Source organism: Clostridia bacterium (assembly GCA_035628995.1).
In the GTDB taxonomy this organism is placed as follows: Bacteria; Bacillota; Clostridia; order Lutisporales; family Lutisporaceae; genus BRH-c25.
Genome location: DASPIR010000035.1, coordinates 24,121 through 42,252 on the forward strand (window position 1 = coordinate 24,121; position 18,132 = coordinate 42,252).

Annotated in this window: 20 protein-coding genes; 12 read left to right on the forward strand and 8 right to left on the reverse strand. The window is 39.8% G+C overall.

Annotated features, from left to right (window positions below; genetic code table 11):
• Nucleotides 1-56 precede the first annotated feature (56 nt).
• Both VEB00_17045 and VEB00_17050 read left to right on the forward strand, forming a co-directional pair.
• A complete protein-coding gene (locus VEB00_17045; GenBank protein HYF84712.1) occupies nt 57-908 on the forward strand; it encodes a DUF6544 family protein in 852 nt (283 codons plus the stop codon).
• 14 nt (nt 909-922) lie between these two features.
• Nucleotides 923-1,294 carry a NifB/NifX family molybdenum-iron cluster-binding protein gene (locus VEB00_17050; protein ID HYF84713.1) on the forward strand — a complete coding sequence of 124 codons (372 nt, stop codon included), beginning with the start codon at nt 923-925 and terminating at the stop codon, nt 1,292-1,294.
• A gap of 51 nt (nt 1,295-1,345) precedes the next feature.
• Here VEB00_17050 and VEB00_17055 read toward each other — a convergent pair whose 3' ends face one another.
• Together VEB00_17055 and VEB00_17060 are read right to left on the reverse strand one after the other, a co-directional pair.
• Nucleotides 1,346-1,771 carry a spore germination protein GerW family protein gene (locus VEB00_17055; GenBank protein ID HYF84714.1) on the reverse strand — a complete coding sequence of 142 codons (426 nt, stop codon included), beginning with the start codon at nt 1,769-1,771 and terminating at the stop codon, nt 1,346-1,348.
• 52 nt (nt 1,772-1,823) lie between these two features.
• Entirely contained in the window at nt 1,824-2,303 is a 480-nt protein-coding gene (locus tag VEB00_17060; GenBank protein ID HYF84715.1) for a hypothetical protein, read from the reverse strand.
• A gap of 515 nt (nt 2,304-2,818) precedes the next feature.
• Here VEB00_17060 and VEB00_17065 point away from each other — a divergent pair.
• Nucleotides 2,819-3,358, forward strand: coding sequence for a DUF5698 domain-containing protein (locus tag VEB00_17065; GenBank protein HYF84716.1), 540 nt, complete (start codon nt 2,819-2,821; stop codon nt 3,356-3,358).
• A gap of 26 nt (nt 3,359-3,384) precedes the next feature.
• Here VEB00_17065 and VEB00_17070 read toward each other — a convergent pair whose 3' ends face one another.
• The gene (locus tag VEB00_17070; GenBank protein ID HYF84717.1) at nt 3,385-4,077 is read right to left on the reverse strand and encodes a DUF421 domain-containing protein; all 693 of its coding nucleotides are present in this window, start codon (nt 4,075-4,077) and stop codon (nt 3,385-3,387) included.
• Between the two features lie 142 nt (nt 4,078-4,219).
• Nucleotides 4,220-5,578, reverse strand: a complete 1,359-nt coding sequence (locus VEB00_17075) for a PLP-dependent aminotransferase family protein (GenBank protein HYF84718.1) — start codon at nt 5,576-5,578, stop codon at nt 4,220-4,222.
• A gap of 147 nt (nt 5,579-5,725) precedes the next feature.
• Here VEB00_17075 and VEB00_17080 point away from each other — a divergent pair, with 147 nt between their 5' ends.
• Nucleotides 5,726-6,898: an aspartate aminotransferase family protein gene (locus VEB00_17080; GenBank protein HYF84719.1), complete on the forward strand. Its 1,173-nt coding sequence runs from the start codon at nt 5,726-5,728 to the stop codon at nt 6,896-6,898.
• A 217-nt stretch (nt 6,899-7,115) separates the two neighbouring features.
• Here VEB00_17080 and VEB00_17085 read toward each other — a convergent pair whose 3' ends face one another.
• Both VEB00_17085 and VEB00_17090 read right to left on the reverse strand, forming a co-directional pair.
• Nucleotides 7,116-7,382, reverse strand: a complete 267-nt coding sequence (locus VEB00_17085) for a hypothetical protein (protein ID HYF84720.1) — start codon at nt 7,380-7,382, stop codon at nt 7,116-7,118.
• Nucleotides 7,383-7,442: 60 nt separating this feature from the next.
• A complete protein-coding gene (locus VEB00_17090; protein HYF84721.1) occupies nt 7,443-7,904 on the reverse strand; it encodes a peroxiredoxin in 462 nt (153 codons plus the stop codon).
• 172 nt (nt 7,905-8,076) lie between these two features.
• On the opposite strand from VEB00_17090, the gene gpmI reads away from it, so the two are divergent.
• The 7 genes from gpmI to VEB00_17125 all read left to right on the forward strand — a co-directional run bounded on the left by gpmI (nt 8,077) and on the right by VEB00_17125 (nt 14,425).
• Nucleotides 8,077-9,651 (forward strand): 2,3-bisphosphoglycerate-independent phosphoglycerate mutase, encoded by a 1,575-nt coding sequence (gene gpmI, locus VEB00_17095; protein ID HYF84722.1) that lies wholly within the window; start codon nt 8,077-8,079, stop codon nt 9,649-9,651.
• 224 nt (nt 9,652-9,875) lie between these two features.
• The gene (locus tag VEB00_17100; GenBank protein HYF84723.1) at nt 9,876-10,352 is read left to right on the forward strand and encodes a hypothetical protein; all 477 of its coding nucleotides are present in this window, start codon (nt 9,876-9,878) and stop codon (nt 10,350-10,352) included.
• Nucleotides 10,353-10,694: 342 nt separating this feature from the next.
• The gene (locus VEB00_17105; GenBank protein HYF84724.1) at nt 10,695-12,152 is read left to right on the forward strand and encodes a DEAD/DEAH box helicase; all 1,458 of its coding nucleotides are present in this window, start codon (nt 10,695-10,697) and stop codon (nt 12,150-12,152) included.
• A gap of 185 nt (nt 12,153-12,337) precedes the next feature.
• The gene (locus VEB00_17110) at nt 12,338-12,805 is read left to right on the forward strand and encodes a MarR family transcriptional regulator (protein ID HYF84725.1); all 468 of its coding nucleotides are present in this window, start codon (nt 12,338-12,340) and stop codon (nt 12,803-12,805) included.
• A complete protein-coding gene (locus tag VEB00_17115; protein HYF84726.1) occupies nt 12,806-13,189 on the forward strand; it encodes an FMN-binding protein in 384 nt (127 codons plus the stop codon). It begins immediately after the preceding gene.
• 13 nt (nt 13,190-13,202) lie between these two features.
• Nucleotides 13,203-13,751, forward strand: a complete 549-nt coding sequence (locus VEB00_17120; protein ID HYF84727.1) for an NAD(P)H-dependent oxidoreductase — start codon at nt 13,203-13,205, stop codon at nt 13,749-13,751.
• Between the two features lie 2 nt (nt 13,752-13,753).
• Nucleotides 13,754-14,425 carry an NAD(P)H-dependent oxidoreductase gene (locus VEB00_17125; GenBank protein ID HYF84728.1) on the forward strand — a complete coding sequence of 224 codons (672 nt, stop codon included), beginning with the start codon at nt 13,754-13,756 and terminating at the stop codon, nt 14,423-14,425.
• A gap of 326 nt (nt 14,426-14,751) precedes the next feature.
• Here the strand turns inward: VEB00_17125 and VEB00_17130 are convergent, their stop codons facing one another.
• Together VEB00_17130 and VEB00_17135 are read right to left on the reverse strand one after the other, a co-directional pair.
• A complete protein-coding gene (locus tag VEB00_17130; GenBank protein HYF84729.1) occupies nt 14,752-15,774 on the reverse strand; it encodes a PTS sugar transporter subunit IIC in 1,023 nt (340 codons plus the stop codon).
• A 154-nt stretch (nt 15,775-15,928) separates the two neighbouring features.
• Nucleotides 15,929-17,119 (reverse strand): coenzyme F420-0:L-glutamate ligase, encoded by a 1,191-nt coding sequence (locus VEB00_17135; GenBank protein ID HYF84730.1) that lies wholly within the window; start codon nt 17,117-17,119, stop codon nt 15,929-15,931.
• Between the two features lie 120 nt (nt 17,120-17,239).
• On the opposite strand from VEB00_17135, the gene VEB00_17140 reads away from it, so the two are divergent.
• Nucleotides 17,240-18,130, forward strand: a complete 891-nt coding sequence (locus VEB00_17140) for a LysR family transcriptional regulator (GenBank protein ID HYF84731.1) — start codon at nt 17,240-17,242, stop codon at nt 18,128-18,130.
• Nucleotides 18,131-18,132 lie beyond the last annotated feature (2 nt).

Below are 18,132 nucleotides of genomic sequence, written 5' to 3' on the forward strand. Positions count from 1 at the left end.
AGGTGTAAAATAAGTATTGAAAAGTTATATATATTTCTGGTAGGGGGGATAATTACATGTATAGGAAGTATATCTTTACAATTATAGTACTTTTACTGGTCTTGATCGTCTCATTTCTAATCTTCAAATCGCAAGACCTCAAAAGAGTTTATAACGCAGAAGTTGCAAAATTGCTGGAAAGCACTTCGGAACAAGACAGCAGTATATTAACTGAAGGAGATATGAAGCACTTGCCTGAGCCGGTTAAAAAGTACCTTATATATGTTGGGGCGGTGGGCAAGGAAAAAGTAAAGAATTTCAGAATTGTATTTGAAGGAGAGTTTAAAACGGACCCGAAAAAGGATTGGACAAAAATGAGTGCTGAGCAATACAGCGAATTGAAGGATACAAAACGACTCTATTTTATGCAGATGAAAATGTCCGGCCTTCCGATCATGGGGCTACATAAATACGCAGATGCTAAGGCAATTATGCTGGTAAAGTTGGCTGGGCTGGTTACCGTTGCCGACGGCAAGGGTGAGGAAATGAATAAGGGTGAGACAGTTACAGTATTTAATGATATGTGCATGCTTGCACCAGCCAGCCTTATAGATGAGAGAATACAATGGGAAACCGTTGACCCGTTGACAGTAAAAGCAACCTTCAATAATAACGGCATCAAAGTGTCTGCAATGTTGTATTTTAATGAGAAAGGCGAGTTGATAAAATTTGTATCGGATGACAGGTATTATTCACCAACAGGAAAAACCTATCAGAATATAAGATGGTCAACTCCAGCCTATGAATACAAGGATTATAACGGGATAAAGATATCCTCAGGGGGAGAGGCAATATGGTCCTTTCCTGAAGGTGATTACTGCTACGCCAAGGCTGAGATTAAGGAAATTGAGTATAACGTAGGCAATTAAGGAGGAATGCAAAAATGAAAATTGCAGTTGCAACAGAGAATGGTTGTGTATCAGGACATTTTGGAAAATGTGAACAGTTTACGATTTTTGAGACTGAGGATAAAAGGATTATAGGTAAAGTGCTATTGGATACAAGTGCACATGGGCATGGCTTGCTGCCGGGTTTTCTAGCTTCAAATGGAGTGGAGACAGTAATTGCAGGTGGTATGGGTGATGGTGCAAAACAGAATCTGGACTCCCTTGGCATCCGAATAGTATCAGGAGCCAGCAGCAATGTGGATGAGACAGTGCAGCAATACCTTGAAGGAACACTTAAGGTAAGCGAAGGCGGGTGCCATAGCGGAGAACATCATGGCGAACACCATTGTAATTGTCACGGGCATTAAGAGCAAATATTAAGTCCACGCAGCGTTTTGCTGTGTGGACTTAAATAGAAATTAGCTCTGTGGTTGATTCTGCTGCTGGTTCTGCTGTTGATTCTGGGGTTGGCTGGTTTGACCTTTACCCATCATTTGAGGTATTTGGCTTATCAATTGATTCATATTACTTGCAGTAGGGCTAACAGGTATAACTGTAACATTGTTGCCATCAACGACTGCGAGAGCATCAGTACTGATTCTAGCACCAAGGCCCAGTGCATCCATTCCGGCATTGCTGCTTCCCTGAGTTGTACCGGTGGTACCCTGCGACATCTTACCAGAGGTATTGCCGCCGCCATATCCTATTGTCACGGAGATTATTGGAATAAGCGTTTTGTCACCTTGCGTGACAGGCTTTCCCAGAGTACCTTCACTCTGTGTAAAGGTTTCTATATTTGAAAATAGTGTATCAATATTCTGAGTTAAAGATGAATTAACTTCCATTAGTGTACCTCCATTAATAAAATTATTAGATTTACCTGAGCTAAATCGTTGGCTATATAAGCTTCATCAGTGAATGACCCAAGTTCAACCTTGCAGTGGCATCCAAATTGACATAGTCGTTAATTGCGAGAAAGTCAGGTTTCTGATGCAGCGACTCTACATTAAAGAACTCAGAAACCAGAGGTATTGCACTGCAGGCTAAACCTGTAACGAAGGGGTCACGAAATCCATACTGAGTATCAACATGGATATCAGTGGGATTAAGGCTTTTAAGAATACTCTCTTTACCAGATACGTTTTGCTTACGATTCAATTGTTTAGTTAAAATTCTTTTGTTCAGCAGGTATACGGTCAGAATTAATCCGTTATTCTCCCTTGCTATAACTGACCTTAGCAAAGGATACAGCCAAAACAATGTCACATGCATATCTGAGTTGGTGGAATTGAAAATAAAATCTACTTTTGATTTTACTGTAAATAATAAAACAACTAGAAGCAGAAGTAACGTCAATAATATTAATAGTAAAACCATGGAATTTACCTCCATGTTCGCGGATATTATGACCATTAATATTTTAACCAATACGGTCTCTTTTATCGTGTCAGAATGTATTGGGTTTTACATATTTAACTATAATACATCCTGCACCTATTGAAGAGCTTTACTTGCAAATTTTTAGAATATATGATAATATAGGGAAGTTAGTGCAATAGTTATACAAACTGGTTAAAATATAGCCAGACAATTATTTAAATTAATCTTATCATTGTTTTCAAAATTGCTATGAAATTGCTTTTCTTGGTGCAAATTAGAGATTTTCAAATGATCTAATGATGAAAGTAGATTTATTCTTTTCTTGAATTTTCAATATGAATTGTTTAAATAAATAACTGAATGATTATTCTCATGGATAAGACCATGGGTTTATTTATGTCTTCCAAAGCTAACATAATGCTATGTTAGCTTTTTTTACGGGAATTAGCTTTTATTGGCAAGAAAAGAAAATTAAATAATTAATGATAGAGAATCAAAAAGGGGGTGTCGGGATGACACAACATATTATATTGACCCTTATAGGGTTATTTCTAGTAACAGCGCTTACTAATGTTTTAGCAACATTAAAAAGCATATTAATGTCGAAGAAGATTATGAATCCAGTTTATCTTTTGGTATTTACGGATGCTATGATTTTTGCAACAGTTGTCAGTAAAATGACTAGTTCAAAGGGGTTTCATTTTGCATTTGCATATGCCTTAGGTAAAACATTAGGAGTTTTTATTGGTGGTAAACTTGAGGAACGGCTGGCACTTGGTATTTTGGAAGTAGATATATTCTTTAATAACAGGGATAAAATGATTGAAATAGCGGAAAAGCTTAGAGAAGAAGGTTATACGGTTAACAACTTTCTAGCTAGAGGAAATAACGGAGATAGAAGATATAAAGTCGAAGTCGTAATCAAGAGGAAGGAATTTAAAATACTTGAAGATATTATGGATCAATGTGGCGTAACAGATCCAACTTTGAAGGTCAAAAACCTTAATAGAATAGAGGGTAAAATTACTTCCACCAGAATGAAGGCAGTCTGATTAAAGGATGCGGATATGGAAGAGAGCTATTTGGAAGCTCTCTTTTTGCTTATATGAAGGCTTCCGTCGCTCTGCAATTCAGCGAAAAAAACCTCTTCAGCAGAGCTTATTCCTGCGCGGCTTAGCTGCTGGTCTACCCACTCGTTATTGAGATTTAGCTCTTTCAGATTTCTTATGACTACCCTTCCATCAACAATAATCTCAGCAGGCAGATACATCCGACTTTCTGGCTGAATTTGCATATCTTTTTTTGTGATAGTTTCAAGATCTGGTTTTTTTAATACACTTAGCCGGCCATTTGGCTCCAGTATTGCATAATCAATATCGTTGATAGAAAAAATATTATTGGTTCGCAGAAGCATTGTAAGATCATCCATGTTTAGTCTTTGTGCAGCCAGTTCCTTTTGCATGATAACCCCTTTTTTAATAACTATTGCAGGCTCGCCGTCAAGCAATACTCTGGCTTTAGACGATTTTAAGCTCATGAACTCAACAAGAAAAGTTAAGAATGCCCATACTATAAGACCTGACACACCATCGATCAGTTTTATATCTCTATGTACTACCATGTCACCAGCCATATTTCCCATAGCGATACCTGTGATATAAGTAAAAAATGTTAGCTGACCTAACAATTTCTTGCCAAGTAGACGCGTCAAAATTAATAGTGCTACAAAACCAATCATGGTTCTTATAGACGTTTCAAATATAGTATGCATATAGCCTCCTTGGTTTTATCTCAAGGCTTCTGAGCCGGATACTAGTTATTCTCTGGATTTCCATAGTCATTTATTCAAAGATGTTAAGGTGCCGAGTACCAAGTATGCAAAATTATTACTTGCTTTGAGCAGACATTGTACTCTATAAATGAATGTTGCTCCCAAGCGTATATGTGCTATTTTCAATTTCATTGATAATCTCAATGATACCGGATTCTATAATTTTGGGTTCAACCCTTGTGACACTTAGCCTAAGAAATTTATCATTTATGAATTCTTTCAAATAGTAGCTCTCAATATCGGATAATATGATATTCTTTTTTAATAAACCAGCTACTATGTCTTTTTGTTTACTCATATTTAGTATTTCCAAGCCGGCATAAAAGCCTCCTTTTTCAGGTATATGCCAACGTATTGATGGGGAGGCTTGCTGCTCTGTAAATTCTTTCAAAAAATTCATTCTTTCCGAATACATATTTCTGACTTTGTTGATATGTAAGTTGAACATTCCGCTGTTAATATATATCTCGAGAGCGCCTTGCGATATTAGAGGAGTGTTAATATCAGACCAGTACTTATATTCCCTGAAAGTATTTATCAATAGTTTCGGAAGAACCACAGTTGCAATTCTTAAGCTTGGAAGCAAAACCTTAGAAAAAGTCTTAATGTATATAACCCTATCCGACTGATCAAAGGAGAATATGGGGGTTGATTTCGAGTCACCCTCTAGATCTCCGAGGTAATCATCCTCCACAATATACACATTGTATTTCTCTGCTAATGCAAGTATTTTCTTTTTATCGGCATTAGTATAGCTTAACCCAAGTGGATTGTTGAACCGAGGAATTGTATAGAAGAATTTAATATTGTCATTTCTGAAGGCTCTTTCCAGACCATCGAAATCCAAGCCGTCAAAATCTCTGGAAACCCCAATAGCTTCTATATGATTCTGCTTTAAGCATTCAAGCATTCCCTGATAGGTTGGCTGTTCAAGCACAACATTGGTTTTTGCATTGGGGAAATGCATTTTGGATAAAAGGCTCAGTGCTTGCTGTGAGCCGGTGGTAATGAATACCCTTTCGATGTTCGTGAATACCTGATGGTTTTGCAAATGCTTGCGAAGTGCCTCGGCAAGCTGGTCTAAACCTTTGGGATCGGCATATGTGAATAAGTCTTCCTTATATTTATTGATAGCCTGAGCTATGAAAGGCTGAAACTCATTGTAGGGCAGTGAGTTTTTATCCAGTGAAGTGCCTGAAAAATCGATTGATGTGTTATGTCCAGACGTCTCAGTGAAATTATTGATAAGATAGTATCCGCTGCCGGGTATAGCATATACAAGACCAAGCTCTTTAAGCTCAGAGTAAGCTCTCAGTACAGTAGATTTGGTGCATCTGTACTTGGTGCATAGATCTCTAATGGATGGTATTTTAACTCCAGGGATTAAGTTTCCTAGTGAGATTTCCTTCTCGATGGCATTAACAATCACACTGTATTTCATAATGATAACCTCCCAATAATCGTACCGGTACACTTTGCAAAAAGGCCGATTGACCCGGTGGAACTCCTGAATTATATTGTAAGTGTACCAAATATTGTCAATAAATACAAAATATTTGGTACACTTATAAATTAGGGAGGTTAGAAAATGGATAGAGTTTTAAATTGCTGCGGGTACAATAAATATGATGTTAATATAGTTAGAGGACAAGGAGACTGTTTGTATGATGACCAGGATAGAAAATATATTGATTTTGAAGCAGGAGTTTGGTCCGCTGCACTTGGTCACAGCCACCCACAAATCAATCTTGCGATCAAGAGGCAAATTGATCAAATCATGCATTTGGGTTACCAGTACAAGAGTCCTGTAGTGGAGGAAGCCGCTTCAATAGTCCTCGAAACAGTTCAAATATCAGATGGAAAATGTATCTTTCTTAGCTCAGGGAGTGAATCTGTCGAGTTCGGGGTGCAGAGTATCAGGCGCGTGACACAGCAGCAGCTGTTACTCTCCTTATCCGGTTCCTACTTGGCGGCATATGGTTCTGCAGGCAGGAGAAGTCTTGAAGAATGGTACTTTTTTGATTGGAGTCGGTGCCGAGATTGTGCCTTAGACGAGTGTAGCTCTAATTGCTGCTATTTTAAGGAAATACCTTTTGAGCAGATCGGGGGACTAGTTTTTGAACCTGGGAATACATCAGGTCAAGTAAAACTGCCCCCCAAAAAGCTGGTTAAGAATCTAGAAAGTACTGTGAGACAGCACGATGGGCTGATTATGGCAAATGAAGTTACTACTGGATTTGGGCGTACCGGGTCATGGTTCGGTTATGAGCATTATGGGCTTCAGCCTGATATTATTGCAATGGGGAAATCTATGGGCAACGGATATCCGGTAAGTGCGGTTGCTATGAAAGCTGATATCGCAGACAGACTGGAAAGCGGCGGATTGAGGTATGCACAATCTCACCAGAATGATGCGCTGGGCTGTGCAGTTACCATAGAAGTGATAAAAGCGATAAAGGAAGAAGATCTGATTGTTAGAAGTGCTGAAATAGGCGTCAAGTTTAAGGATAAGTTAGAACAGCTCACTAAACGGCATGATTGTATCAAGGAAGTTCGGGGAAGAGGGTTGATGCTTGCCATGGAATTCAAGGAAGATAAGCATTTTTCACTGTCATCAATACAGCGTAAGCTTTTTAAAGGGGGATTCTTGGTTGGATATAATATGATTGGGAACCTCCTCAGGTTCTATCCAGCATTGATAATCAAAGAGAGTTCAGTTGGAAATATGGTAGAAAGACTCGATTGTATTTTAGAGCGATAGACAATATACGAAAGTAGTTGACTCTTATAAAAAGAGAGATGAGAATGTTGCTCATCTCTCTTTTTAGTTTAATATTATTTTAGAAGTGTTTTATAGTGGCTTTGCGTTTCTTAAGTTAAACACATAAATTGGGCCCATGAAAAGCCAAGTAATAACTAAGGGAAGCTTATTAAAGCAAAATGCCAAGCACTAATGCTTGGCATTTATATTTGTGAAATTATCGAATTCTTTCAATAAAGTTTTCTCCACCGCTTAAACGGTACGATATCTTATCCTTATGTCTCAGTTCTGTAAGAAGTTCAGCCAGGAAGTTCGAGGGTATTCTTTCCTTAATGAACCTGCCGACGCTGCCTTCATATAATACTTTGCCTGTCTGAGAAAAGGTCTCATCGAATATCCGTATTTTCATGTTCAGAAGGTCTGCGTCAAATATAACATCATAACCCTTGTGTGCATCATAGATTGATGCTTTTAGTTTCTTCATATTGCATCCTCCAATAAGACTTGCTGTACCACTATAATTAATATGTAACAAATAAACCTTTTATATGCTGGACAAAACCTGTAAAACCTCATTAATATCAGGCAGCTGCTTTATTGGGTAAACCTTGACCCATTTAACTATGCCATTTTCATCAATTATTATATTGGCACGTTCTGATATTCCTAACTTTTCGATAAAAATGCCGTAGTCCTGTGCTACTTTCCCATGAGGCCAGAAGTCAGAAGGGAGACTCACGTTATTAATAGCGATTACAGTACTCCATACTTTTTTACTAGGTACAGGATCAACACTGAGACCAAGGGGTACGGTGTTGAGATTATTGAATTTTTCCAAGTTCACTTCCAGAGCTCTCATTTGATCAGTGCAAACTGCTGTCCATGCCAGTGGATGCCATGACAGCAATACCTTTTTTCCTTTGTAATCTGATAAACGGATTATCTGCTCCTTATTATCCTTTAAGGAAAAGTCCGGTGCAATATCCCCTACTTTAATAAGATTCATAGACGCATCCCCTTTCTTATGTATATATTTAGCATAACACATAAATCAGATTCCTGGCACATATTTCCTATTGTTGACAGAGCATAAAAAAATGAATATAATTACCGTAAGTTTAGTGTACCGGGTAGTCACAAACTGTCCCGGCATAAGGGAAAAGGACGGAGTGAATTAAATGAATAAAAGACCGGTTGTATTAATTGTAATGGATGGCATAGGAATAAATGAAGATGAGTACGGCAATGCGGTAAAGGCTGCCAATACACCTACTCTTGATATGCTAATGAGCCACAGCCCATACACTGTAATAAAGGCCCACGGAATAGCCGTTGGCCTGCCTTCGGATGAGGACATGGGCAACTCAGAGGTAGGACATAATGCATTGGGCAGCGGGCAGGTGTACGCCCAAGGTGCGAAGCTGGTAAACGAATCAATAGGAAATGGAAAGATGTACAGCTCGGATACATGGCGCAAGGTAGTTGACAATTGCGTAGGGAACGGCTCTGTGCTGCATTTTATCGGTCTCCTGTCAGATGGCAATGTACACTCGAATATTGCTCATCTTAAATCAATGATTATAAGAGCAAAGATGGATAATGTAAAAAAAGTCCGAGTACATGTATTACTAGATGGAAGAGACGTCTTGGCCACATCGGCGCTGGATTATGTGGAACAGCTGGAGAAGGTGCTGAAGGGGCTGAATGACAGCAGCTTTGACGGAAGAATTGCAAGCGGCGGCGGAAGAATGAAGATTACAATGGATAGATATGAAGCAAATTGGGATATGGTGAAGCTTGGCTGGGATACCCATGTATTGGGCAAGGGCAAGCAGTTTGCTTCTGCCAGTGAGGCGATATCCACTTTCAGAGAGGAGCTGCCTGGAGTCATAGATCAGGATTTACCGCCTTTTGTCATAGGGTCAGAGGGTAATCCTGTAGGTACTATTAATGATGGGGACAGTGTTGTTCTCTTCAATTTCAGAGGTGACCGGGCGATTGAAATCAGCATGGCCTTTGATTATGAATCCTTTGACAAGTTTGATAGGGGAAGACGCCCCAAAATTGTATTTTGCGGTATGCTGCAGTATGATGGTGACTTGAAGCTTCCAGAGAACTTTTTGGTCACACCTCCGGATATAAAGAATACATTATCAGAGCATTTGGTAAAGCACAACATCAGGCAGTATGCTGTTTCTGAGACACAGAAATTCGGGCATGTGACATATTTCTGGAATGGCAACAGGAGTGAGAAGTTTAGTGAAAAGCTTGAGGCCTTTGAGGAAGTGCCTTCAGACAGGGTATCCTTTGATGAACGCCCATGGATGAAAGCCGCAGAAGTGACTGACAAGCTAATAGATGCCATAAAATCCGGCAAATATGACTTCTTAAGAGCAAATTACCCTAATGGTGATATGGTCGGGCATACCGGCAGTTTTAACGCAACCAAAATAGCGGTTGAAGCTCTTGACCTGTGTCTTGCAAGAGTTATTAAGGCGGTTGATCAAACAGAAGCCATACTTGTCATCACAGCTGACCATGGAAACGCGGATGAGATGTATGAAAAAGCCAAGGGTGGCACGGCTAAAGCAAAAACAAGTCATACACTTAGCCCGGTCCCATTCATAGTCTATGATAAAGTGCAAAACCGTGAATTAAAGTCAGGAAGCTTTGGACTTGCTAATATTGCGGCAACTATCACAACTTTGCTAGGGATTGACCATCCAGATTGCTGGGAAAACAGCATTATATAGCAGATTCCTATAAGTTTTAGCAAAATTAAGAAAAAACGGATTATTTTTTACCATTGTGGTATAATATAATTAGCTATAGAGCTATGCTGTCATTTAGCACGCATACGCATATATACGCCACCTCTCAGGGGTGGTTTTATTCTATTAGTCCCCAAAGGTACACTTTCTGATGTACTATAGGCTAAAGGGTTTAAGGAAGTACAATATAAAGGAGAATATCGGAATTGAAGAAGATTTATCGAATGAAAAAGACAGTATCAATGAAGCAGTTTATTACTGAGTTTGGAGGAGAGTTTTCCAAACATGTAAAGCAGAAGCTGCTTGAGTTGGGAGCAAGATGTGTTTTAACCAGAAAGGACGAAAGCTTCATTCTTGATCTGAGACATGTCGAGCACACTAAATACAATTGCAATCCTCAAGATAGTACAGCTGAGCATCAAAAAGAATATGCTTTTGGGCAATTGATAGCTCACGAGGGGATACTATACTTTTCGGAATGCTGTCTACAAAATGAAGATATTATACAAGTCCCGATGGTGAGCACAGTTTATAATTCTCTAAACAGCGAAGAAATCACGCTTGAAGGGGATATCAAAGGCAAAAAAATAGATGATGAAAACGTTGATTATGTAATAGATAGCTTATTGACGGTATGTCCTGAGGTATCACCAGAGCATTTGGCAATCGTATCAAGGTACTAATAAAGTTTCTATGACCATCGGTGCAGTTATGTGCCGGTGGCTTTTTTGTATATTTAAGCAGCGAGAATAGATTGAAAACATTTGATATAGACAAGTGCCCTGTAAAAGTATTCGTTTCTAGCAGCAGGGCACAATATCAATATTGAACGCACATAAGTATACATATTGGGTAAAGTGCGAATTCAATAACACTAATGAAACCTTTTGCGAAATCTGAATGAATGATGCAGAGGGTATTTCACAAAACGTATTGGAAGTGCGTTATTAACATTTTGAATGACTGGAAAGCAGTTATGTTAATAAGCACCTAAATAAAATAATTAAAGGTTTAGGAGATTACATATGACAACCAAGAAGGATTTTGAGCATTATGGCTTAAGCAAGGAAACATTAAAGGCTCTAAAAAAGCTCGGATATGACAAACCGACAGAGGTTCAGGAGAAGGTCATACCCATGGTGTTTAAAAATGCAGACATCATAGTAAAGTCACAGACAGGAAGCGGCAAGACAGCTGCATTTGCGATACCCATATGTGAAAGGCTGGAGCTTGAGAAAAGATATCCTCAGGTTCTGGTGCTTACCCCTACAAGGGAACTGGCTGTGCAGGTAAAAGAGGACTTTTCCCATTTGGGCAGGTTCAAGAGAATAAGGTGTGCCGCAATATTTGGCAAGCAGCCTATGGAATTGCAGAAGAGGGAACTAAAGCAGAGAGTACACGTTGTTGTGGGCACTCCAGGAAGAACCTTTGATCATATAGAACGCCAGAATCTTGTTCTGAATGAAATAAAATATCTGGTAATTGATGAAGCGGATAAAATGCTCGATATGGGCTTCATAGACCAGGTAGAAGAAATTATTAAGCTGCTTCCTCAAAAAAGGGTAACCATGCTGTTTTCTGCAACAATGCCTGACTTGATAGAAGAGGTATGCAATAAATATATGAGGAAGCCTCAAAAGGTTGAGGTGGCTTCCCAAATATCTACCACAGAAAAAATACAGCAGTACTGCTATGAGGTTGAGGAAGACAATAAATTCAGCATTCTAAAGAAAATAATATACACAGAAAAACCGGAAAGCTGCATTTTGTTCTGCAATACCAGGGAGAAGGTAGATAGCCTGCTGGGGAAAATGAAGGCTGAAAGATTCTTCTGCGAGGGCTTGCATGGAGGAATGGATCAGGACCAGCGCTTAAGCGTTGTGCAGAGCTTCAAGAGAGGTGAGTTTCATTTCCTGGTTGCAACAGATGTTGCGGCTAGAGGGATTCATATAGATGATGTCACCCACGTTATCAATTATGACGTTCCTATGGAAAACGAAAGCTATGTTCACAGGATTGGCAGAACAGGACGTGTAGAAAGCAAGGGGGTAGCCATTACTCTTGCATCACCCAGGGAATTGAGGTTTTTGAAGGATATTGAAGAGTATGTACAGTATAAGATTCCAAGGAGAGAGCTGCCCACAGATGCTGAAGTGCAAACGGGCAGGGGGGACTTTGAAGATAAGATAAAGTCAAAGCCTAAAGCCAAGAAAAACAAAGCAGAAGCACTGAACAGGGAGATTACAAAAATACGTATAAATGCAGGCAAGACCAAGCGAATGAGGCCGGGTGACATACTGGGTGCTATATCGAATATCAAAGGGATTAATCCGGAGGATATAGGAATAATTGATGTGCAGGATACCTGCTCCTATGTGGAGGTATTCGGCAGAGATGCGGATTATATAGTCAAGGAGCTTCAGGATACAAGCATTAAAGGGAAAGTGCATACCGTAAAGAAAGTAAGATTCCGCAATGCGTAAGCATATAGCGTTATTCAGGCTATAGCGCTTTTGGATAGTTCGTAATTAAGTTCAGCCATATAGTAAATCTATGTGGCTGATATTTTTTCCAGAAGCTATTGACTTATTAATTAATACGTAATATATTACTTATATAGGTAACATATTACGTATATACAAAAGTACGCTTTGGAGGTGTATCCTTAATGGATTCTATTGATAAGCAGAAGTTCATATTCGGCAGTATTTTCTTGCTTGCAAACACGCTTCAGGTCATAGGAGACCAATATCTTGGAAGAGATGGTATTACCACAAAACAGTGGCTCCTGCAAGTAATGATATCACAATTAGGTGATAATCCCCCGACATTAAGTGAGGTGGCTGAACTTATGGGCAGCTCACGCCAGAATGTAAAGCAGCTTGCACTGAAGCTTGAGGAAAAAGGCTTCTTGACTATTCAGAAGGATGAGCATGATGCCCGGGCCTTAAGGCTTAAACTGACAGATAAAAGTCAGGTATTTTGGGAAAAAAGAAAGAAGCAGGATGACGAATTTATAGAAGATCTTTTTAAGGATTTAAGCCAAGAGGAAATTGATTCGATGTTCAAAGGCGTTGGTAAGTTATTTACGAAGGTAGAGAAAATAGAAAAAACCATACATGGAAGGATGTATTAAATGAAATTATTTTTAAAGATTATGTTGTCAGTATTCATAATTTTTGTATTGGTTTCTGGAGGGGGCTTATTCTTCATCAGCAGAGGAGTCGAAGCTGGGGAAGTGTTGGAAATCAATGATGTAGATCTATCTAAACTAAATGATGGAACCTACAACGGAACATATAATGGTGGAAGATGGACCAATGAAGTGAATGTGATAGTCAAAGATCATAAAATTACAGGGGTTGAGATAGTGAAGGATGTTCTGCTTCCAAAGCCAGAGGTTACGGCTGAGCTGGTAAACCTGGTGCTGGAGAAGCAAAGCCCAAAGATTGATGCGATATCAGGCTCAACAGTTACCTGTAAGGCTTATCTGAAATCTATAGAAAACGCACTGAAATAATAGGAGGGTTAACATGTCAATAGTAATACTGGACGCAATGGAAGGCAGCAACAGCATTTCAGACAAGCTGAAAGAAAGAATGCTGCAAAAGAGTAAAGAGCTTTCACATTTTGAATTAAGGGATATGAAAATTCTGCCCTGCAGATCCTGCGGTGTATGTGGGTTTAAATCCCCTGGCAAATGTGTATTTAAGGATGACATGCATGAGATATTATACGCCATGGCAAAGAGCAGCACGATTGTACTACTTGCACCGGTGAGGTTTGGCGGTTATCCTTCCAGCCTCAAAAAAGCTGTAGATAAATTTGCGTTAATGGCCCTTCCATCATATACAGTAAAGCATGGTCATATGGTGCATCCAGCACGTTATGGCAGTAAAATGCTTATTGGAATCGGGGTGCAAGGACAGGCTTCAAAGGAGAGGGAGGAAAGCTTCAAGAGACTGGTGGAAAACAACGCATTGAACGGACAATTTGAACATAAGTCAGTAGTGCTGAATGCTTCAGATGATATGAACGAGATAGAACAGGTTATAGATAATCTGTTAAAGGGGGTGTGCTAGTGATGAGTGGAAAAAAACTTCTCCTGTTAAACGGAAGTCCAAGGAAAAGTGGGACATCGTACAGCTTTGCAAGGACTATGAAGCAGCTTGCAGAAAGCTTTGGAAATGATGTAGAAATCATACATGCTATTGATTATTTCGATGGTAAGGAAAAAATAGAACACTTAAGTCAGTTAATAGCACAAAATGATATTATAGCTATGTCAGCACCCGTATATGCAGATTTTCTTCCTTATCATGATATCTGGCTCTTGGAGAAGCTAACTGAGGAGTGCGCCAAGGAGCTAAAGGGCAAGGCGTTCTTTGCAGTAGGTCAGTGTGGCTTTCCTGATATAACCCGTATTGAGCCGCTTATTGATGCTTGCAGGTTCTTTGCTGAAGATACAGGAATGAATTGGCTGGGTGGATTGGCTTATGGCGGAGGCCCGATGATAAATGGAGCATTACTGGAGGACATAGGTAAAAAGGGAGAAAAAATCACTTCAGGCTTCAGACTTGCCCTGGAAAACGTCTTCAAGGGAGAAAAGATAAGCATCGACGCTCAAAAGTGTATTACCATGGATATTCCCCCAATTATGTATTGGCCTCTAGTGATTTTTATGAACCAAATGACAAAAAAACAGGCACGCGAAGCCGGAAATGTGGATTATACAAAAAAGGTCTACTTAGAATAGACCTAGATTGCTGACTAACTAGCCAAGTCTTCGAAGCCTATATAACGATGTGCGCTTATGCAAGCAGCCATGTAATAGCTAAGGTGTGCTTATACAAAGCTTGTTAATGGTACTTAGGAACGTAGCCTTAGAAACAGTCGTATGTGAGGCAAGGATGCCGAGCAAGCCTTCAAGGTCAAGGATGACCATTTGAAGGCGCTAGACTTTTCTTAGGCGAAGTGACTTAGTACCATCAAGATTTGTATAGTTATACCGTGCTATACATGGCTGCTTTATGAGCGCTGTTTTATCATTAGCCTCAATCTATTCTAAATAGACCTTCTTTGCTATACATCAAGCTTCATATCTCCAAACTTAATCCAACCCTTCTTACGCATATATTCAGAGACAATCAGGGTTATCACTGCGGGCGCAAGGAAATGAAGAGCAAGAATCAAAGGCAGGGAAGCAGTTCCCATAGTTTCTACGGTGGCAAACTGTCCTACCAGCCCACTGGTGCCCATACCTGCACCTACGGCATTGTTTCTCATTTTGAATATCGCAGAGGCTACAGGCCCTAATAAAGCACTTGCTATGGTAGGCGGCACCCAAATCAAAGGATTCTTTACAATATTGGGAACCTGCAGCATAGAAGTTCCAAGGCCTTGGGCTACAAGCCCGCCGAGTTTGTTTTCCCTGTAGCTGGCAACAGCAAAGCCTACCATCTGCGCACAGCATCCTACAGTAGCTGCTCCTGCTGCAAGACCGTCAAGCTTTAAAGCTATTGCCAGGGCTGCACTGCTTATTGGAAGGGTCAATACCATACCCATTATAGTTGAGACTAATACTCCCATAGGAATAGGCTGAAGCTCTGTAGCATAGTTGACCATCTGCCCCAAGGCTGTCATCAGGGATGCCATAAATGGACTTACAAAGACGCTGGTGAGTCCGCCTGCAATAATTGTAGCAGCAGGAACCACAATGATATTGAGCTTGGTTTTTCCTTGCACCAGCTTTCCTGCTTCTGCACCAACCAAAGCTGCAAATAAAGCTCCTACCGGTTCTCCTATCTTTATAGAATATATGCCAGTGGAGGTGAGCAGTATGGTTTGTGCTCCCAGTGCCCCGGTGACTAAGGAAGAAAAGATTGATAAAACAGGAGCTTTTACACCATAAGCCACCGCTGCTCCGATAGCAGGGCCCATCATGAACTGAGCGATTATTCCAAACTCTACGAGCAAAGGGATTCCCAGTTTTTCTCCTACCTGCTTTAATATAAGGCCTATTATAAGCGATGAGAAAAGGCCTTGGGCCATATAGTTCAGCACGTTAATCAAGTATTCCTGGAAATTGAATTTCTTTTTTTCCATAATATCCTCTCATTCAATAAAGTATTAATCGAATAATAACGTTATATTGCACAAAATTGTTTCTGAATATATTATGATGTAAAGTTATTAGCAAGTAAAGCTAAAAAATGGAAAAAGGCCTGAAATGCTGCTTTCAAACCTTTTTCCATAAATACTATTTTGTATAATTATCAAAGTAGCCTTGGATGTAAATAATAGGTGTTCCTTTATCTCCGCTTCCGGAAGTCAAGTCGCATAGAGAGCCTATGAGGTCGGTGAGTCTTCTGGGGGTGGTACCCTGTGCTTCCATGCTCCCGACAAGGTCAGATTCTTTGTTCTTGATATACTCTGAGATAGCCTGTTTAAGTGCTTCTCCCTCTAAATCGGCAAAGTTATTATCTGCTATATACTTCAGTTTTATTTCACTGGGAGTACCTTCAAGACCAGCTGTGTAAGCAGGTGATACAACGGGGTCAGCAAGCTCCCATATTTTGCCCACCGGATCCTTGAATGCTCCATCTCCATAAATCAGTACTTCAACTGTCTTGCCTGTCTTTTCTTTAAGCATGGCTTGAATGCTGTCAACGATAGGCTGGCAGCTACGCGGGAAAAGCTTGACGCTGTTTTCTGTAGCCTTATTTGAACCTAAGAGCCCGTATGCTTCGTTATAGCCGCTGCCGTCAGTTGATTCAGTAAGAATATCGTCAAGGCTGTACACTTTTTTTCCACCGTTTGCCTTCAGGATTCTTTTCGTTCTGACTCTTGTATGAATATCGCAGGTAAGGACATTCTTTGTATAGTCTAAAATAGTTGCCGGGTTGTTCGCAAATATTATTTCGCATTCAGCTCCGCATTCTTTAATCAAGGATTTATAATAATCAATATAGTCAACACCGGTAAAAGAGTGTTTAGTATATCCAAAATAATCGCGGAAGTCCTTTTCTGTCAAAACATCTGTCCAGGGATTCACACCCTTTTCATCAATAGCATCGATATCCACTAACTGGTTGCCTACTTCATCTGATGGATAACTAAACATCAATACTATTTTTTTAGCTCCTTTTGCTATACCCCTAAGGCACACAGCAAAGCGGTTGCGGCTTAGGATAGGGAATATCACTCCAATAGTATCTTCTCCGAATATGGCTTTGACATCCTTCGCAATTGCTTCAATTGGCGCATAGTTTCCCTGGGAGCGGGCAACCACAGATTCGGTTACAGCAACAATATCCCTGTCATTAATATGAAAGCCCTCTATTTCTGAAGCTTTTAATACAGTAGCTACTGCAATTTCTGCTATATTATCTCCCTGCCTTATAATCGGAGCACGAAGACCTCTTGAGATAGTACCTGTTATTCTTTCCATTATTATCTCCTCCTATTAAGTGATTTTGTAATTAGCTATGGACTCCATACTTGTACTATATAGGAATGTATGGTATAAGTAAAATAAATATATATTATGGAACATATAAGGAGGGGTTATATCGTGGTTAAATTGGACTTATACAGAGTTTTCTGTGAAGTTGCTAAAGTACATAGCTTTTCAAAGGCTGCGGCAGCGCTATATATGACGCAGCCGGCTGTCAGCCAGTCAATCATGCAGCTTGAAGGAGAGCTTATGATACGTCTTTTTACACGGACACCCAGGGGCGTAGTCCTTACAAATGAAGGACAGCTGTTATTTGAATATATTAGTTCTGCAATAAATTTAATCAATACAGGTGAAAAGAAGCTGGTGGAGGTTAAGAACCTGATGGCGGGGGAATTGAGATTAGGTGTGGGAGATACAATTTCACGGTATTATCTGTTACCCTACCTGGAAAGGTTCCACAAGCTATACAGGGGTATTAAATTAAAAGTCTTTAACGGTACAACCATAGAACTTTGTGCTATGATAAAATCGGGAGAAATTGATATTGCAGTATGCAATCTGCCAATAGAAGATGAAGCTTTTGAGATAATAAAATGCATGGATATTCAAGATATCTTTGTTTGTGGGGAAACGTATAAGGATAAACTTTCAAAGCCTTTAAGCCTTGAGGAAATGTCAGAGCTTCCGCTTATATTGCTGGAGACCAAGTCTAACTCAAGGCAATACGTAGAAAAGTATTTGCTTTCAAAGGGAATTGGAATTAAACCGGAGATTGAGCTGGGTTCCCATGAGCTTCTTTTGGAATTTGCAAAAATCAATCTGGGCATATCTTGCGTCATAAAAGAGTTTTCACAAGAGTATCTAAAAAGCGGAACATTATATGAAATGCAGCTGATTGAAGAGATACCAAAAAGAAGTATAGGCATATGTTATTTGAAGAGCATACCGCTATCGCCTGCTTCGGCAAGATTTGTTGATACTTTGGAATTGGTGTATAATTAAGC